The 17,035-nt window shown below is 49.5% G+C and carries 18 protein-coding genes; 9 read left to right on the forward strand and 9 right to left on the reverse strand.

The genetic code is table 11. The features are described from left to right. Positions 1–128: 128 nt before the first annotated feature. The gene (locus BUB30_RS07320) at positions 129–383 is read left to right on the forward strand and encodes a hypothetical protein (protein WP_073132356.1); all 255 of its coding nucleotides are present in this window, start codon (positions 129–131) and stop codon (positions 381–383) included. A gap of 44 nt (positions 384–427) precedes the next feature. Here BUB30_RS07320 and BUB30_RS07325 read toward each other — a convergent pair whose 3' ends face one another. Both BUB30_RS07325 and BUB30_RS07330 read right to left on the reverse strand, forming a co-directional pair. Further along, positions 428–1,735 carry a hypothetical protein gene (locus tag BUB30_RS07325; RefSeq protein WP_143164798.1) on the reverse strand — a complete coding sequence of 436 codons (1,308 nt, stop codon included), beginning with the start codon at positions 1,733–1,735 and terminating at the stop codon, positions 428–430. A 167-nt stretch (positions 1,736–1,902) separates the two neighbouring features. Further along, entirely contained in the window at positions 1,903–4,314 is a 2,412-nt protein-coding gene (locus BUB30_RS07330; RefSeq protein ID WP_073132359.1) for an ABC transporter permease, read from the reverse strand. 297 nt (positions 4,315–4,611) lie between these two features. Here BUB30_RS07330 and BUB30_RS07335 point away from each other — a divergent pair, with 297 nt between their 5' ends. Together BUB30_RS07335 and BUB30_RS07340 are read left to right on the forward strand one after the other, a co-directional pair. After that, positions 4,612–5,247, forward strand: coding sequence for an antitoxin Xre/MbcA/ParS toxin-binding domain-containing protein (locus BUB30_RS07335; protein WP_178377040.1), 636 nt, complete (start codon positions 4,612–4,614; stop codon positions 5,245–5,247). Positions 5,248–5,277: 30 nt separating this feature from the next. Next, on the forward strand, positions 5,278–5,724 hold the full coding sequence (locus BUB30_RS07340) for an RES family NAD+ phosphorylase (RefSeq protein WP_073134925.1): 447 nt from the start codon (positions 5,278–5,280) through the stop codon (positions 5,722–5,724). Positions 5,725–5,744: 20 nt separating this feature from the next. On the opposite strand, the gene BUB30_RS07345 is transcribed toward BUB30_RS07340, so the two are convergent. Then, the gene (locus BUB30_RS07345; RefSeq protein WP_073132363.1) at positions 5,745–7,169 is read right to left on the reverse strand and encodes a glycoside hydrolase family 125 protein; all 1,425 of its coding nucleotides are present in this window, start codon (positions 7,167–7,169) and stop codon (positions 5,745–5,747) included. Positions 7,170–7,513: 344 nt separating this feature from the next. On the opposite strand from BUB30_RS07345, the gene BUB30_RS07350 reads away from it, so the two are divergent. The 3 genes from BUB30_RS07350 (at position 7,514) to BUB30_RS07360 (ending at position 9,780) form a co-directional block, all read left to right on the forward strand. Then, positions 7,514–7,936, forward strand: coding sequence for an EamA family transporter (locus BUB30_RS07350; RefSeq protein WP_073132365.1), 423 nt, complete (start codon positions 7,514–7,516; stop codon positions 7,934–7,936). Positions 7,937–8,098: 162 nt separating this feature from the next. Continuing rightward, entirely contained in the window at positions 8,099–9,007 is a 909-nt protein-coding gene (locus tag BUB30_RS07355; RefSeq protein ID WP_073132367.1) for an ABC transporter ATP-binding protein, read from the forward strand. Continuing rightward, entirely contained in the window at positions 9,004–9,780 is a 777-nt protein-coding gene (locus BUB30_RS07360) for an ABC transporter permease (RefSeq protein ID WP_073132369.1), read from the forward strand. The genes BUB30_RS07355 and BUB30_RS07360 overlap by 4 nt, the downstream gene beginning before the upstream one ends. 61 nt (positions 9,781–9,841) lie before the next feature. Here the strand turns inward: BUB30_RS07360 and BUB30_RS07365 are convergent, their stop codons facing one another. Further along, the gene (locus BUB30_RS07365; protein ID WP_178377041.1) at positions 9,842–10,441 is read right to left on the reverse strand and encodes an HD domain-containing protein; all 600 of its coding nucleotides are present in this window, start codon (positions 10,439–10,441) and stop codon (positions 9,842–9,844) included. 28 nt (positions 10,442–10,469) lie between these two features. Continuing rightward, positions 10,470–11,144: a response regulator transcription factor gene (locus tag BUB30_RS07370; protein ID WP_073132373.1), complete on the reverse strand. Its 675-nt coding sequence runs from the start codon at positions 11,142–11,144 to the stop codon at positions 10,470–10,472. A 251-nt stretch (positions 11,145–11,395) separates the two neighbouring features. Between BUB30_RS07370 and BUB30_RS07375 the strand changes: the two genes are divergently transcribed. Then, complete coding sequence (locus BUB30_RS07375; protein WP_073132375.1) at positions 11,396–11,689, forward strand: NIPSNAP family protein; 294 nt, start codon at positions 11,396–11,398, stop codon at positions 11,687–11,689. Between the two features lie 16 nt (positions 11,690–11,705). Here the strand turns inward: BUB30_RS07375 and BUB30_RS07380 are convergent, their stop codons facing one another. The 3 genes from BUB30_RS07380 to BUB30_RS07390 form a co-directional block, all read right to left on the reverse strand. After that, the gene (locus BUB30_RS07380; RefSeq protein WP_245804042.1) at positions 11,706–12,758 is read right to left on the reverse strand and encodes a DUF4407 domain-containing protein; all 1,053 of its coding nucleotides are present in this window, start codon (positions 12,756–12,758) and stop codon (positions 11,706–11,708) included. Between the two features lie 149 nt (positions 12,759–12,907). Beyond that, positions 12,908–13,462: a hypothetical protein gene (locus BUB30_RS07385; RefSeq protein ID WP_143164799.1), complete on the reverse strand. Its 555-nt coding sequence runs from the start codon at positions 13,460–13,462 to the stop codon at positions 12,908–12,910. Between the two features lie 107 nt (positions 13,463–13,569). Further along, positions 13,570–13,926 (reverse strand): hypothetical protein, encoded by a 357-nt coding sequence (locus tag BUB30_RS07390; protein ID WP_073132379.1) that lies wholly within the window; start codon positions 13,924–13,926, stop codon positions 13,570–13,572. A 330-nt stretch (positions 13,927–14,256) separates the two neighbouring features. Here BUB30_RS07390 and BUB30_RS07395 point away from each other — a divergent pair, with 330 nt between their 5' ends. Together BUB30_RS07395 and BUB30_RS07400 are read left to right on the forward strand one after the other, a co-directional pair. After that, on the forward strand, positions 14,257–15,297 hold the full coding sequence (locus BUB30_RS07395; RefSeq protein ID WP_073132381.1) for a YncE family protein: 1,041 nt from the start codon (positions 14,257–14,259) through the stop codon (positions 15,295–15,297). A 90-nt stretch (positions 15,298–15,387) separates the two neighbouring features. After that, entirely contained in the window at positions 15,388–15,849 is a 462-nt protein-coding gene (locus BUB30_RS07400; protein WP_073132383.1) for a PepSY-like domain-containing protein, read from the forward strand. 83 nt (positions 15,850–15,932) lie between these two features. Here BUB30_RS07400 and BUB30_RS07405 read toward each other — a convergent pair whose 3' ends face one another. Further along, positions 15,933–16,970 carry a sulfite exporter TauE/SafE family protein gene (locus tag BUB30_RS07405; RefSeq protein WP_073132385.1) on the reverse strand — a complete coding sequence of 346 codons (1,038 nt, stop codon included), beginning with the start codon at positions 16,968–16,970 and terminating at the stop codon, positions 15,933–15,935. Positions 16,971–17,035: the final 65 nt, after the last annotated feature.

Genomic DNA, 17,035 nt, shown 5'->3' on the forward strand with positions numbered 1-17,035 from the left:
CCGGCCGTCGATCGGCCGGAAAATCCCTGCTGCTTAAAAACAGAAGCCTGATTATTTCGCTAAATTGACTTCCCGTCCCCGAAAAACTGAGCCCCGGGGCAATTCTATAAATCTAAAAGCAACACAACATGGTAGTCTTTGATCTATCCAAAGTAGCCGTTCAACTCAACGCCGTGGATGCCCACGCCAACGAACGGTTTAGCGAAGTTCAGACGCTCATTCAAAATGGCTATGTGAGCGAATTCACCCCCGACCAAAAAGATGCCGCCCACAATGCGTTCAAGCGGCTGGAAGAAGTTTTCATTCAGTTGGCAAAGACCCACGAGAGCTTGAAACGACTTCGGGAGGCGTATGAGAGCGCGTTTGAAAAAGAAACCGATTGAAACGGACAGGTCATCCTCCTATTCAGGATCACTATGGCAATGCATCAGGGTTTTGGGATGTAGCTTGATTTCGCAAACGCGTCCTTTTCCTTCGTTCCGGCTTTGAAATTCAATGCTACCATATCTTCATGGGATTCGCCGCTAATGAATTCTGGTGATACGTCGCTAAAATAAGAAAAGTTGATAGAAGGATACTCCACGATCAATCCTTCGGGCAACTCCTGGATCACCGGACATTCCTTGCCTGTGTAGATAGTCCACGAAATGTTTACGTCCGCCCTGTTCGGGTCATGATATACGGCAGCATAATCCAAACGGTCGAATGGCTGATCGTAGGTATAGGTATAATGATGCACGGACTTGTTGACAGAACCATACTTTGCATTTTGGGGTACCCGTATCGATTCCGGCATAGGCCCCTGTTGATCATAGATAAACAGGTAGTTTCCTGTGTTCATATATACGCTCGTCTGATATTTTGGAAACGCGCTGGTGAAAGCTAAATGCATAGATGTTTCTTTCGGAAGTGCACTATTATCGTACGAATGGCAACATCCCGATACATTCCCAGGAATATAAGACTGATCTTCGCCGAATCCGCATATCCTGGCATAAAACGAACCTGCATCTGAAAAGCTTACCGGTAATATTCTTTCGAACTCACTCATTTCCGCATACGAAAATTCATAGGTATCCTTGTCTTTAGGATTTGCGATCACCTTATACTTTGGATGCTCATCCCTTTCAGATTCTACCGTTGTCATGTAATAGGGAGTATAGTAAGGGGTGGTCGACAATAACGGAGACTTTATTACTGTCTTATCTGCAGAGCTACCCAACATAAAGGAAGCTGTGCAACTATTTTCAGCAACGCGAACCTTCTTATCAGCAGGTATGTCGTTCACAATAATATCGAACTGCCCAATTCCGGTTGGAAAAACAAAAGGATATTCCGGCGTCGGCCCCTTGAGGGTCCAAACTTCTCCAGTGGGAATATTTGCAAAGCTTTTGATACGGTAGTTGATGGCGTTCTCGCGGTTGGCAAAAATCGTTACCGTCATTTTGTTATCCTTGATTTCTTTTTCGGTTTCAAACGTCAGCACATCGCCCGCCTTGTATTTTTTAAAATCAATCAAAGATCCATTCTGATCGTGAAGCAACACCCAATTATCTCTTGTTGTGGCCGGATACGAAGCATCAACAGAAAGTGAAAATATTTTCTTTGGTTCTACCGGATCAACAATATCGTCATCCTTGCCACAGGATGTCAGTACCGAAAGACAAATAGACCAAACAGCAACGCGGCGCAAGGCTTTGTGCTTGCAGATTAGAGAGAAAAAGCGAGTAGACATAGTTTAAAACAGACAGGATCACGATATGACAACATGAGCTAAACCATTGCATTTTAACTGGGTGCTCTTGAATGAGTCAAAACTACTAAAAATCCAAAGACTCCTCTGATTTTCTGTAGAATTAATGATCCTGTCCAACCTTTACATCTCCATTATCCTTCTCTTAGCTATTCGTAGCGCAGCGCATCCACGGGATTTGCCGATGCTGCCTTGAACGTGTGCAGCGAGATCGTGGCCCACGCAATGGCCATAACAACAACACCCGGCACGGCAAAGATCCACCACGAGAGCGAGATCCGGGTGGCGAATTCGTTGAGCCAATTGTTCATGACCAGCCACGAAACGGGCACGGCGATCACGATCGCGGCGGCTACCAGCAAGGCGAACTCTTTGCACAACAGGGCAATCACCTGCGACACGGTGGCCCCCAGTACTTTTCGCACGCCGATCTCCTTTGTCCGTTGCACCACCATGTAGGACGAGAGACCGAACAATCCCATACAGGCAATAAAGATCGCCAGCGTGGCAAACACACCAAATACTTTTCCGAATTGTATGTCGGCCTGGTATTGCTGGTTGTAGTAGTCATCCATGAAAAAGAACTGGAACGGGTTGCCCGGAAAATAGGATTTGAATTTTTCTTCTGCCAACGCAACGACAGACTGGACATTGCCGGTTTTGATGTGGATGGAGTAAAAGTTGTGCGCGTCCGGAATATTTCTGAAGATCAGCGGTTCGAAGTTTCGTTTCATGGATTCCTGGCGGTAGTCCCTTAGCACACCCACGATCTTGAAGGTGTCGCCCCAGAAATAGATCTGCTCGTCCAGCGCTTCCTTGGGTGTTTTAAAACCCATTTGCCGCACGGCCGATTCGTTGAAGAGCACGCCGGCGCGATCGGTCTTTATTTCTTTTGAAAAATTTCTACCGGCAACAAGCTCCAGCCCAAACGTGGGAACAAAGGACTGATCAATACCCAGCACGCGATATTCGTTTGCTGCCTCGTCGGTCTCCGCAATGCGACGAATCCCCCCGGCGTTCCAATCGGGCTGCCGGCCCGGAATACTGGTCGACGCCGTGACGCCGACGATCTCCGGGTAATTGGTCAGATCATCATGAAACGCGTAAAAGCGATTCACATACGTGGAGTCGCTGATGTCCGGGCCCCTCACGATGATGGTTTGATCGATGTTCACGCCCTTGTCGCTATTCCGCATAAAGCTAAGTTGCCGGTACACGGTGAAGGTTCCAACGATGAGGGTGATCGATGCCGCAAATTGAAAAACAACCAGCCCCTTGCGCAAGAATTTTCCACGCGGAGAACCTTGTAGTTTGCCCTTCAGCACGGCGGCAGGCTTAAATCCAGACAGGACAAATGCAGGATACAATCCCGACGACAACACGCCCAGCACAAAGACAGCGACCGTGCCCAGCAGGAAAATGTTATTGCTAAAGAGCGACGTGTCCAAATTTCTTCCGGCGAGCGCTGCAAAGTTTGGCAATAGCAACCTGACCAGCACCAGCGAAAGAACAAAGGCCATGAGGTTGATGATAAACGATTCCAACAGAAACTGCCGGATCAATTGTGACCGGAGACCTCCCAGCACTTTCCGTACGCCGACCTCGCGCGCACGCTCCATGGACCGCGCCGTAGCGAGGTTCACGTAATTGATCCAGGCGATGACCAGGATGAATGCCGCAATGATCGCGAGGAAATACACCGACTTGCCATTCCCATTCGGACCATAGTCCATCATGAGGTTGTTGGCAAAAAGATGGATCCGGGTGATGGGCTCCAGGTTGAACACCATGCCGGAGTTATATTTTTTAAATTCTTCGCCTTCCCGTTTTTCGACAAACGCGGGAAGCTTCGCTTGTAGGGTGCTCGCTTTTGCATTCGGATAAAGCTGCACGTAGGTCATAAATCCGTCCCACCCAAAGGTGTTCAACGCGTCGGGATCCTTGAAATAGGTGAGGTAGGTTGAAAAAGAAAGCAGGGCATCAAACCGCATGTGGTTGGTCTCCGGCACATCTTCAAACACGCCGGTGACGATCCATTCTTCCACGCCATTCTTGCGGAGCATTTTCCCGATCGGGTCTTCGTCGCCAAAATACTTTTTTGCAAACGTCTTTGAGACCGCCATCGTGTGCGGCTCGCGGAGCACCGTCGAGTCGACGCCTTTCAACAACGGGAAGGAAAAGACCTTGAAAAAATCTTCGCTGGCGTAGTAGATATGCTCCTCCTTGAACGCGACGTCGTCGTGACCAAACGTCTGCTTGTCCTCGCACATGCGGACATAGTACTCAACTTCCGGAAAATTATTTTTAAGCTCGGGGCCTATCCCCGCGGCGCCCGCGGCCCATCGCGTGGTGACCTCGCCCTTGCTGTAGCGGTCCAACTGTACGCGGAAGATCCTGTCTTTCCGGAGTTGGTCCTGGTCGTAGCTGAGTTCGTGCATTACGTAACGGGTGATGAGCATCGATCCGGCCAACCCAACGGCCAAACCCAATACGTTGATCACTGTAAAGACCTTGTTTTTGAGGGTGCTGCGAACAGCGGATTTGAGGTAGTTCCGGATCATGACAGAGGCAGTTTTTTAAGTTAGGGAATACAAAAGTTACCCCCGATACTTCATATGGTTACATGAATGTCGGTGATTTTTTTCTACGCTTTTCACAACAAAAAAACCGCCTGGGGCCTTGGAATCCTCTGGAGAAGTGCTGCCACAGGTAAGTTGGGGGCAATAAATTGTTATTTTTTAATTAATTCTTTATCAATTACTTATAAAAATATTTCATGCATTTGATACATACTGTAATGTCAAATGATTTACTTTTCTGTGCATTTGACGTATATTGATATATCAAATGACATGACGATGAGCGAAAGTAGCAGAAGAAAAAGCGGGGTGACACGGTTCGGGAAGACACCGGGTCGAAAGAGCAGTCCTAAAAAAACGCACGCTCCTCAGGAAGATTTTCTGGCGGGGAGAAAATCGTCGCGCTCTATTGCAGAGATCGAACGATTGATACCGCGTGAGCAGCGAATTGAAATGGAGGTTATCCGGAACGGAAAGAAGTCTGTTGTTTCGGTGAAGACGGGATATGGCTATATGGTCCCCTCCTTTACAAAAGCAGTAAGCTTGGTGGATATCTCTACTTTGGTGGAAAATGAAAACGGGATCCCTTCCAGTGAGATTGAATTCCTGGTTGACTATCTCGATCTGAACGTGCCCGAAATTGCAAAAGCCGCCGACGTTTCTACCAGTACGGTTTCGCGTTGGAAATCAAATTCGCGTATTGGAAAATCCGGGGCCGCCCAATTTTTTAAAATAGACGAAGTTGTAAAAAAGGGTGTGGATGTCTTCGGAAATCTTACGGACTTTAAACGTTGGCTGAACAGCCCCAACATGGCGCTAGGTAATGTGACCCCAATATCTTTAATTACATCTCCCATCGGCGTTGACCGGGTCGATGCGAGTTTGGATGCCCTCATCTACGGCGACGTTTTATGATATATCAAGTCTATGCACTGTTACAGGATCATGCAGGAGCGATACGCCACTGCTCCGTATAGTTTTTCAGGAACTGCTAAACGTTGGAATCCAAGAGGGTCAAACATGTTTTATGCCGCAAGTTCCGCCGCCCTGGCTCAATTGGAATATCTGTGTATCCGGGGGCATGTTGTTGGCACGCAAGCCTGGCGGATGGTCATTTATGAGATCAGGGACGAAACCTCAATCGGCGAGATCAATCCCGCGCGTTTGCCTGGCGATTGGAACGCACTGCCACACCGTTTGATCACACAGGAAATTGGAAAACAATGGCTTGCTTCTTCTGACTCTCCTTTTCTGAAAGTGCCCTCAGCAAGATTGCACCTTCAATTTTTCCCTGCCGAGTTCAACCTTTTGATAAACCCCGATTTTCCAGAGCTGAGAAATCTATTGACCGTTAGCGACACTGTGCCCTTCTCGTTTTTGTTAAACGCTTAGCCTTCTTTTTTTATCCCCCGCTACGACAACAGATGTGGCTTATTCAAATACGTATTCCACAAAAATTCGCCAAAGATCGTATTCGCCCATGCAAACCACTTCCGTGTGAACTTCGTCGCGTCGTCTTTGTGGAAAGATTCGTGCATGAATCCTGTTCCGCCGTGGCAAGACTTGAGGGTTTGGATACATTTTCTGATCTCTTCATCATTCTTGCTGGTGAGGCCGCGGATGATCACGCTGAGGGGCCAGATCATCTCCATGCCGGCATGGGGGCCGCCGATGCCTTCTCCGGCTTTTCCTTTGAAGTAGAAGGGATTGCTATCGGAAAGCAAAAGCCTCCGGGTGTTTTGATAGATCTTGTTGTCGGCTTCCACGGCGCCAAGGTAGGGAAGTGAGAGCAGGCTGGGAATGTTGGCGTCGTCCATGAGATTGAAACTGCCCATGCCATTCACTTCATAGGCAAACACTTTTCCGAACTCGGCATGTTCCACCGTAGCGTAGAGGTTGAGGGCGGTCTCTACTTCTTTTGCTAATGACATCAAGTCGTCTGCTAACGGGGTGTCGTGGCTGATGGTGCGGATCATTTCCGAGGCTTGCTTGAGGCTGACCACGGCAAAGAAATTGGATGGTATGAGGAAAGGGAAGATCGTGGCATCGTCGCTGGGGCGGAACACGGAGCAGATCAATCCGACGGGCTTCACAGGATAGCCATAGCCACTCAGTGGCACGCCGTCTGTGGCCCAGAACGTGTTGCGCTGAAACGTGTAGGGGCCGTTTCCATTTTTTCGTTGCTGTTCTTTGAAAACGCGCAGGGTATTTTGGAGGCCTTGTTTCCAGGGTTCATTGAAGGGCGTGCTGTCGCCGGAAATTTTCCAATAGTGGTAGGCCAGGCGGATGGGATAGCACAACGAGTCGATCTCCCATTTGCGCTCGTGGATGCCGGGCTTCATTTCTGTGAGGTCGTCTTTCCATTCGCTTATTTTGGATTCATCATCGTAGAATGCATTGGCATAGGGATCTTTGAGAATGCAGCGGGTCTGACGGTGGATCACGCCGGCCACCAGGTTTTGCAGCGTCGGATCGGTCTTCATAAAGGGAAGGTAGGGCCAGATCTGGGCGGTGCTGTCGCGCAGCCACATGGCATCGATGTCGCCGGTGATGATATAGGTGTCGGGTTCTTTGCCCTTTGATTTCAGGAACACGGTGGTGTCAAGCGTGTTTGGGAAACAGTTCTCGAACAACCAACCCAGTTCCGGATCTTTGACGCGTGATTTAAAATCGGCAATGGCCTTTTCGATGGCTGGACTTGAAAAATTCCGTTGCTCTTTTGCCTTTCGTACTACGGGAAATTCTGCTGTGGTGGTCTTATGGTTCCATGCCTCTGGCGCGAGTATGGCGCCGGTTCCGATGGCACCGAGATGTTGGAGAAATTCAAGCCTGTCCATTTCGTGAGTCGTTAGTCTTTAGTCGTTAGTTGTGAGTAAGAAGTGCCAGATTCAGGATCGTTCCGTGTCTGACATCCCATTCCCGTCAAAGTTTCGGCATTTTTTTTCTGGTAAGCAACAAGAGCGCTTACGCTGCGCCGGTTTTTCTGTCGGGTGTCCCCGGAGCAACCAAACCTATTGATTTTCTCCGGGTCGTCCGTGCGTTCAAACATGGGCCGGTTCCCACGTTTGCGCTTGTGCGAAAGGGGTATCTTTGATGGATCAGAAAGCCCGCGGGTTATCCAGAATGTCTACAGAATAGCTCGCGTGCTTTGTGGTCGCTTCAAAACTCAAATACCTTTGCTATGCAGCCCTGGATCCTCTACGCCATCATCTCGATGATCTTTGCCGGCCTCACGTCCGTGCTCGCCAAATATGGACTTCAAAACATCCATCCCGACCTTGCCCTGGGCATCCGCACGTCGATCATATTTATTCTTGTCGCTGCCGTCAATCTGGCCGGCGCTCGATTCAAAGAGCTTTCCAATCTGACTTGGCTCCAGGCAGGACTTTTAGTTGCCTCGGGCATCACCACCACGGTGAGTTGGATCTTTTACTACCGCGCCATGAAGGATGGCCTAGTGTCGTATGTGGCCGCCATCGACAAGGCCAGCATCTTGATCACGTTGCTCTTTTCATTTGTGCTTTTGAAAGAACCCGTTACACCAAAAATTCTGTTGGGTGGCTTTCTCATTTTTGCCGGTATGATCGTCTTGATCTGGAAATAACGGTTTTACAAAAATGCTCAAAACGAGCGATCGCCTTTTGATAAAGAATATAAGGCACCAGCATCGCTGATGACCAATTAAGTTCCCATTCATAAATGCGGAAATGCGAACACAATTGCAGCTGGTCTTGTAACAAATAGCATAGCGGAGCGTCTTGGGATCATGACGAACATCATTGAGACCAAAGATCTCAATTTCGGATTCAGTCCGTCTGTCAGGACGCTTCACCATCTGAACCTGCAAATTGAAAGCGAGAGCATCTACTGTTTTCTGGGACCAAATGGTGCGGGGAAGACCACCACGTTACGGATCCTGCTTGGATTGTTAAAAGCAGATCATCAACGCATATCTATTTTCGGACAGCATTTAAATTCCAACCGTCTCGCTATACTGAAACGCATTGGCTCCCTTATCGAACAACCTTCCTTGTATCATCACTTAACGGGCCATCAAAATCTGGAGCTTTACCGGCTCACCTTTCGGTGTGACCAAAAAAGAATTCCGGAAGTATTAAGCATAACGGGCTTATCTGAGGCGCGCCACCAACTGGTAAAAACCTATTCGCTCGGCATGAAACAACGGCTGGCTATTGCCTTGGCGTTGCTGCACGATCCTGAACTTCTCATCCTGGATGAGCCCACCAATGGACTTGATCCACAAGGCATTATTGAAATCCGGGGATTGATCAAACAACTCAAAGAAGAATTTCACAAAACCATTCTTGTTTCAAGTCATTTGTTAAGCGAAGTCGAAAAGATTGCAACGCACGTTGGCATCCTTCATAAAGGATGTTTGTTGTTTCAGGGGTCAAGCCGGTCGTTAATGGAGATGAAATCCGAAAACACCGCTTTTGAATTGGAGTTAGATGCTCCTGAAAAGGCCATGCCTCACCTGGAGAATTCATTTAACGTGAGAAAGATCAGCGAGACAACCCTGTCCATTACCGGCATGACAAAGGAACAGGTGCCCGTCTTACTCGCCCGGCTTGTCAAACAAGATCTGCGAATCTACAGAGCTGCTTTCGGTACTTGTTCACTCGAGGATCTATTTCTAGACATCATTCCATCATGACCCGTTCATTCCTGCTAAACACAAAGGCCGAAATCCTGAAATGCAGGAACACGGCGGCCGTATGGCTCACCCTGCTGGGGGCCGGATTTATACCCCTTGTCAATACGATTAAATGCCTGGCTCGTCCGGACTATTTTATCCCCAAAGTCCAGTCCGATCCGTGGGGTGTATACCTGGACTTCAATTGGCAGATTGCCGCGGGCTTTTTGTTGATCATGTATGTTGTTCTCCTCACCAGCCTGGTGGTTCAGATAGAATTCAGAAACCATGCCTGGAAGCAGGTCTTTGCCTCCCCGCGGTCGTATGCCGACATCTTCTTCTCAAAACTGGTGACCCTTCATTTGCTGATGGTGTGTTGCTTTATTCTCTTTAACATTTTCACCCTCCTCAGTGCTTTTATCATCAACGTCTTTCAGAACCGATACAATTTCTCCTTCCACGCCATTCCTATAAACCTGATGTTCACCTTATCCTTGAAAATGTATGTATCCATAGTATCCGTTATGATCGTACAATATTGCTTGTGTTTGCATTTTAGCAACTTCATGATCCCCATTGGCATTGGCCTGGGACTATTCACAGCAGGATTTATGATACGGCAATGGGAATACATTTACTTATACCCTTACCTGCATCCGATGTTGATCTATTTCCCAAACCCGGGCCTGGAAGCATCCGCCGCGCAAAAAGGTATGGTGAGTGCTATGGGCTGGTCGGCGACTGGAATATTAGCCGGCATTACGCTAACGGTCTCCCGGTTTGAAAAGGGCTAGTTTGGCGGCGACTGACCCTCCTTCGCTGAAGCTTCGGGGGGCGAGCAAAGAAGACGCCCTGCTACTCCTCCAACCGCGCCAAGTTCCTCTGCTTTACCGGCTCCCAATGCTCACGTGCATAGCCTGTATAATACACATGATTTTTAAAGAAGAAAATATTCTGCTTATTCCAGGCCCTCAATGTCATGGGCTTCCCGGTCAGCAACTCAAATTCTTTTTTAAGCAACAAGGACCACGTCTCATACTCGGCCGAACCCAGGTGACTCAAATCCGCGTCGCACAGGATTTCTTCCAGGAGTCCCACGGGACGTGCTGTGATCCGCGTGGCGTTGATGAGGCCTTCGATCTTAAAATAGAATTCCGGGGGCAAATTAAAATCACGCAAAAACCGGACGGCTATCTTCACACTCTCCTGTTCATGGTTGGCGCCTCCCCTGATATAGCCGGTGTCGTGAAACCAGGCGGCGGTCAGCAACACCTCCACCGATGGCTCCTGAACATCGTAATGCGACGCCAACGTCCAGCACGCGCGGACCACGCCAACGGTGTGATTCAGGGTGTGGAAGGTGCGCGTGGCCGGAAGCTGGCTTCCCAAGAGATCCCTGACATAGGTTTCAACCTGCGTGAGAAGTTCGGAGCCGTAGGGATTTAGATTTTGCATGACGCTATTCAATTCTGGACCATGGGCCTCATACCGAAAATTTATACCCCAACCCATACACGGTTTTAAGATAGTCTTCACAGCCGGCATCCGCCAGTTTTCGCTTCAGGTTTTTGATGTGGGAATATAAGAAGTCAAATTTATCCAGAAGTTCGGCATTGTCGCCCGACAGGTGTTCGGCGATGGCGTTCTTGGAGACGACCCGGTTTTTGTTGGCGAGTAGAAATACCAGGAGGTCGTATTCTTTGCGGGTCAATTCGATGACGTCGTCGTTCACCATGACGATCTTGCCATGTAAGTCGACGGATATTTCCCGGAACAAGATCTTGTTGCTGCCGCCAAATTGCTTCCTTCGAATGATGGCCGACACGCGGGCGCTGAGCTCGGGCAGATAAAACGGCTTGGCCAGGTAATCGTCCGCGCCCAGGTTGAGGCCTTGTATGCGGTCTTCCAGCGAATTGTTTGCCGTGATGATGATCACGCCGTCTGCCTTGCGGCTTTCCTTCAGTTTTTCAAGGATCTTCAGCCCATTTCCATCGGGAAGGTTGATGTCGAGCAAAATGCAATCGTAGTCGAAGAGCAGAATTTTCTCGAGGGCGTCGTGTGCCGAGTAGGCAATTTCGCAAACGTAGCTTTCTTGCCGGAGAAACTGCGACATGCTCTTCACCATTTCCTTTTCGTCTTCAATAATCAGGATCTTCATAGTGTCGGGTCCGCGAAAATTACGATCCTATCGGGGGGCACGGGGAGGCCGTGTAAATCGATGCCGCGAAAAGCAAATAAGGGCCCCATTCTGTAGAAATTCTGAGTTTGAATAAATGGACGGGGACGGGGTCAAAAAGCCAAAATAAGGCCTCCCGCCGGACTATACTTCTGATGACCGGAAGTCGATTCTTATTTCCTCTCCGGCAGCCTATTTCCTATCTTGTTTTTATAAAAAAAACACAACCTCTTATGATCATTGTTCACGACATTTTTGTCTGCAAACCCGGCAACGCCTCGAAGCTGGCCAAGAAATTCAAAGAAGGCATGCAAGGAAACACCGAACTGGTCAACATTCTTACCGACATGACCGGTCAGTTCAACCGCGTGATCATGGTGACGCGCTATGATAGCCTCACGGCGTATGAGCAAAGCTGGGAGAAGTATAAAGAAAATTCAGAGGCCATGAAAAAGATGGCCGCGGCCATGGAAGGCTACCACGAGATGTATCTCACCGGATCGCGGGAGATCTACCAGGTTTGGTGAGCAACCCTCGCGACAGCTATTGCAACTCGTTGTCGAGCCGGGTAGCGATGAAAGTGCGTTCGTGTTGCGGGTAGGTGGCCGTTTTCTCTTTGGCCAGGGTGTTCATCCGCGCTTTCTCCTCGATCTCGTGTACGGTGAACTGATATTCTTCCACCTTCAGGAGATTGTCGTAAGGCCCTTTGCCGGCGATGAGTTTGACCAGCACGGGCGCGGTCTCGATCGCGATGAACAAAAGCATGATGAACAGGTGTGCCCAAAGGATCGCACTGCTCTTGGCCGTCAGGTGACTCAGCGCTTCGATGCGGGCGGCGGGGCCGTCGATCTTGTTTTGCTCCAGGTCGCCCAGGGCGCCGTTCATCTGTGTGTTGTTTTCGGCGACACTTTTTTCCAGTGCGGCGATCCGCTCATAGTTGTAGGCGGTCAAGGCTTTCAATTCTGTCTCGGCTTTATCGGCGTCCGCTTTTTTTACTTTATAGATGGGACCCAGATTCTTTTTCCGGCTACCCCCGGTTCCATCGGCTTCCGCCTGGGCGGCACTGACCAGTGCGTCGCGTTGGAGGGCCTTTTGGGTTACTTCGGCTTTCAATGCATTTACAACGGTCTCCAGGCTGTCGCCCACGAACGCAAACCGGCTTCGCGTCAAGATTTCCTCTTCTTTGTAGGCTTTTTGTTCCATCGCCGCCAATTCCGGCGCGATCTCTTTTTCAAATATTTTGAGCTCCAGCGGCTTGGCGATGACGATGGAGATGAACACGGCCAGCACGATGCGGGGCGTGGCCATCAACCATTCGCGCGCTGGTTTTCCTTCTTTGCGCATGCTGGACACGATGTAGCGGTCCAGGTTAAAGATCATGAGTCCCCACAACAGTCCAAAGGCGGTGGCGATCCAGAGGTTGTCGAAAACGGTGTTCAAAGCATATCCACCCGATAAGGCGGCAAACAAGCCCGTAAAGAAAATGGTAGCGCCAATGCCGGCGTATTTGCTGGTTTCGGATGGACATTTCTCAAGTATATGCCGATCCGCTCCCGAGCAAATCAGAAAAAACGTCGTGACCTTTTTCATGTACATAGTAACGGTGCGTGTGTTGCGGATATTGCTGTCGCCCGTTCAATAAAAGTGCCATGTTGAAAAAAGCGGTTGCCGGGGCCTGATGCCGGCAGCGATACCCGGGAAGTGTGCAAATGTGAACAGGTGTTTGTACGGTCTGCGCTTCGGCTCTATACTGGTTTTGCCGTCGTATCGCTTGGTTTCCCGGGCATACTCACCGCCATCGTAAAGACGGTGGTGATCACCAGGATGACCGGCAGTTCATCCAAGGCCAGGAAATATCCCTTGTCAAAAAGTAAGACCAGCATGAGTGAACCTGCGATCGTAAAGAGAACAAAAATCAACGCTGCAATGATCAAGTTTACCGCCAGCCATCTGGTGCGGATAAAAGTTATGATGATCACGTTCAGCAGGGTAAAAGCCAATAGGATAAATATCCTGAATACTTCTCCGATCTCATCAATATAATCCTGATCACGGATGGTGCGGATAATGTTTGCGCTTACTTCTGTGTCGTAGAGATCTGGCAGAAGGTTTTCTTGTCCGTAGTACTCATTCAGGGGAGTGATGCGGCATTGTTTATAGTAATACAGACTATCCGTCAGGTAATCGCCCAGGTAACCTACTAAGATAGTTTTACCCTCCAACGCTCCGTACCAAAAAGGTGTATCCTTCAATTCAGCCCTCATAAATAGGGTCTGCTGTTCTGGTGCATAGTTGATCATCTCCCGGTCGTTTCCTCTTTGCCTGAAACCGGTCAACAGGAATTCGAAGTAATCCCTCCTGGAACAATCAAAGTGTGTGACTACGTTGCCGTCGTCTATGATTTCGCTCAACCCCCCCTGCCCTTCCGCTGGCAATCTACAAAAAAGATATTCGGCACAGAGGCATACTGCGTCACGAGGGCACCCACGTCTTCTGTGTAGTGGCACAGGTTTACACCCACAACCGCAGGCTCGCAAAGTAACAGAGAGTCGAGTTTGGGTTTTAATTCATCGGCCTCCAATCGCCCGATGTTCAACATCAGCATCTCTCTTTGTGCCGGTGGTTGGGTTCGGATGTAAAACAATTTTTCGCGGGTCATTTTTGTGATGTCCAGACTGAACAGCCGGATGTTCACGAAATGGTATACCGCGACAATCCCCAACGTGACCAGGAGCGCGATGGCGTACTTATAGAATTTTAGCATCCAACAGGATTTAAGTAAAGCTTATTCGTCTGAACATCGTATCCATGGTCCAACCCGAGCCCTAACGATTTGAACCGTGAAGGCGCCCGTCGTGCGTCGGCCCTGTTTCTCTTCTGTTACATTACAAAAAATTTAGCTCAATTTTATTATCACGGAGGCTTTAAGTTTGAACCCGGCCTTTCCTAAACTGGCCACTCTTCCAAGAACAGGCGCGCTAAATCCAAAAAGTCTACAGAATCCCGTTTTACCTTCAACGCGGTCAGGTTAGGATGGACAATTCTATTTCCCTTAGCCACCAGCATTTCTCCACCTCATAAATCATTCAGAATCATGAAAAACTATCGCCATTCGTTCGTTGGAATATTTGGACTTGTCCTGCTACTGCTAAGCGCCACCCTGCATGCCCAAACCCCGGGCTATCACCTCGTGAAGAAAACCGTCATCGGTGGAGAAGGAGGTTGGGACTACCTGACGGTGGATCATGACAACAACAAAATTTTTCTCTCGCATGGAAGCCAGGTGGAGGTCCTGGATTTGAAAACCCATAAATCCCTGGGCGTGATAAAACCTACCAGCGGCGTGCATGGCATCGTGGCCGTGCCGAAAATCAACAGGGGCCTGACCACCAACGGGAGAACGAATACCGCTACCATTTTCGATTTGAAGACCCTTGCTCCTATTGTTGAATTGCCCACGGGGAAAAATCCTGACGCCTTGCTCTATGATCCTTATTCCGACCGTGTCTTTGTATTCAACCACAGCGGCGCCAGCGCGACAGCGATCGATATCGCCAAAGGAAAAGTATTGGGAACATTGGATTTGGGTGGCGATGGCGTGGAGGCCGGCGTGTCGGATGGAAAGGGAACCATTTTTGTGAACCTGGAAGACACTCATGAGATCGTCTCGTTTGATGCCAAATCGTTGGCGATTAAAAACCGGTGGAGCGTTGCTCCGGGCGAAGAGCCCACGGGCCTGGCCATCGACCCTTCCACGCATCGTTTGTTCAGTGTTTGTCACAATGAACTCATGATCATCGTGGATGCCAATACCGGTAAGGTCGTTTCGAAAGTGCCCATTGGCAAACGCGTGGACGGCGTGGTCTTTGATGCCACATCAAAATTTGCCGTCAGTTCCAATGGTGAAGGAACGATGACGGTGGTGAAAGAAGTTTCGCCGACCGAATTCACCGTCGTTGAAACCGTTGCCACGGCTCCGGGGGCAAGGACGTTGACGATGGATCCTGTGACGCATCACATCTTTCTCTCAACCGCACAATACGGTGAGACACCTGCCGCGACAGCTGACAATCCGAATCCCCGGCCCAGCGTTGTGCCCGGAACCTTTATGCTCCTGGAGTACGGCAGAGATTAATTTCTAATCTCATTTTCTCGCCATTTCGGGTTGTACAGAAAATATACAAAATCGCTTTCGTCCTTTAGATCAAACAAAAAATCAAAACGTATGAAATTCACGATGCTATTTTTTGTGCTGGCCCTGAGTTCGGGTTATGCACAAGCACAGAAGTTAAAGGAAAGCGAAGTTCCGGCGGCGGTGAAGAGCGCTTTTGCAAAACGCTTTCCCGCGGTGAAGCAAGCCACGTGGTCGAAAGAAAATGCTACAGCGTTTGAAGCGGAGTTTGCGGTCAATCACCTGGAGCAGTCCGCCAACTTCGACGCGGCAGGCACGTGGTTGGCCACCGAGACAGAGATCAAGAAAGGGGATCTTCCTTCGGCCGTGCAAGCTACGCTGAGCAAGGAGTTTGCAGGCTACAAGATCGAAGAGGCCGAAAAAGCGGAAACCTCAACCGGTGTATTCTACGAGGTAGAGGTTGAAAAAGGAAAGACAACATACGAAATTCAAATTTCACCGGAAGGAAAGGTGCTGTCGAAGAAAGAAGAGAAGGAAGGAGCAGAAAAAGACTAAAGCCCCATCCATTCCAGGACGGACCCCTCGCGGGGGTCCGTCTTTTATTTTTGCTTGGTACGGTCTGTGTCGTTTCTTCGGCACTACACGCCGAAGTCTATCTTCTTAACAAGTATCCCGCCCTTGAAATAATACGCTTCAAACGAATGCGAATCGATGCCGAATACTTCCTCGATGCGTATCGTTTCTGCATCTCCCTTTTCGGTCAGGATATACTTCCGTTGCGCGGTTGACAAATCGGACAACGGGACCTCTTGTTCGTATTCAAACCCTTCATCGTATTCAAATTCAAAAGCCAGTTTTGCATTTTGCCATTGCAACTTTGATTCAACGCCTTTGGCAATGGGCGAGAACGACAAGTAGGCGTTGTTCTCGGACATCAACCGGCCACCCGATTGCGTGAGCATCACGATCCCGGAAAGGACCATCGTGGCATAACCCACGCTTCGGAAAAAGGATTCGCTGATCTTTTTCAACCCCCATTTCATAAACCACGACGACAACAAACCGGCAATGGCAACCGAAGCTCCCAGTCCAATCACTTTGCCGGAGATCAAACCAAAGGAAGCATACAATCCCAGTTTGATCACGTGAAGAATCAATTCGTTTGCTGCGCGGGTGGCCACGATTTCTTCCTTGGAGAGTCCATAGCGCAGATAGAAACGATTGAACAACAGTCCTACAGCGCCCGTGAGTCCCGAAAGAAAGCCTGCCAGGAAGCCAATGACGAGCAAGAGTTTGTGCGAAGAATGTCCGGGGGCCGGGGCTTTGCTTGTTTTTTTAAAAAGTGCGGGAAGGTTGCTGATCAGGAAGACCCCCATCGCGATCTCCAGGTAAAGCGGGTTCACAAAATGCAGAAGCCAGGCCCCGAGAAACACGGCGGGCAAGGCCGCTGGAACAAACCAGCGAACAACGTCCCACCGAATCCGGGAAAAGAAAACCGCTATGCGCGAAATCGACGATGCCACGGTACCGATGGACAGCGCCGCCGGCAGCTGTGTCGCCGGCAAGAACAAGCCCAGCACGGGCATCAACAACAGGCCGGCGCCACCGCCACAGACCGCACTCAGGGAAAAAGCCAGGAAGGCACAAACAAAAAGGAGCCAAAGCGATGTTATCATGCGGGCAAAGCACCCTAGCAATTCTGTACATTTTCTGGATTCGCGTCAGACGATGAACACGCCAA

This window comes from Chryseolinea serpens, from assembly GCF_900129725.1.
Taxonomy (GTDB): Bacteria; Bacteroidota; Bacteroidia; order Cytophagales; family Cyclobacteriaceae; genus Chryseolinea; species Chryseolinea serpens.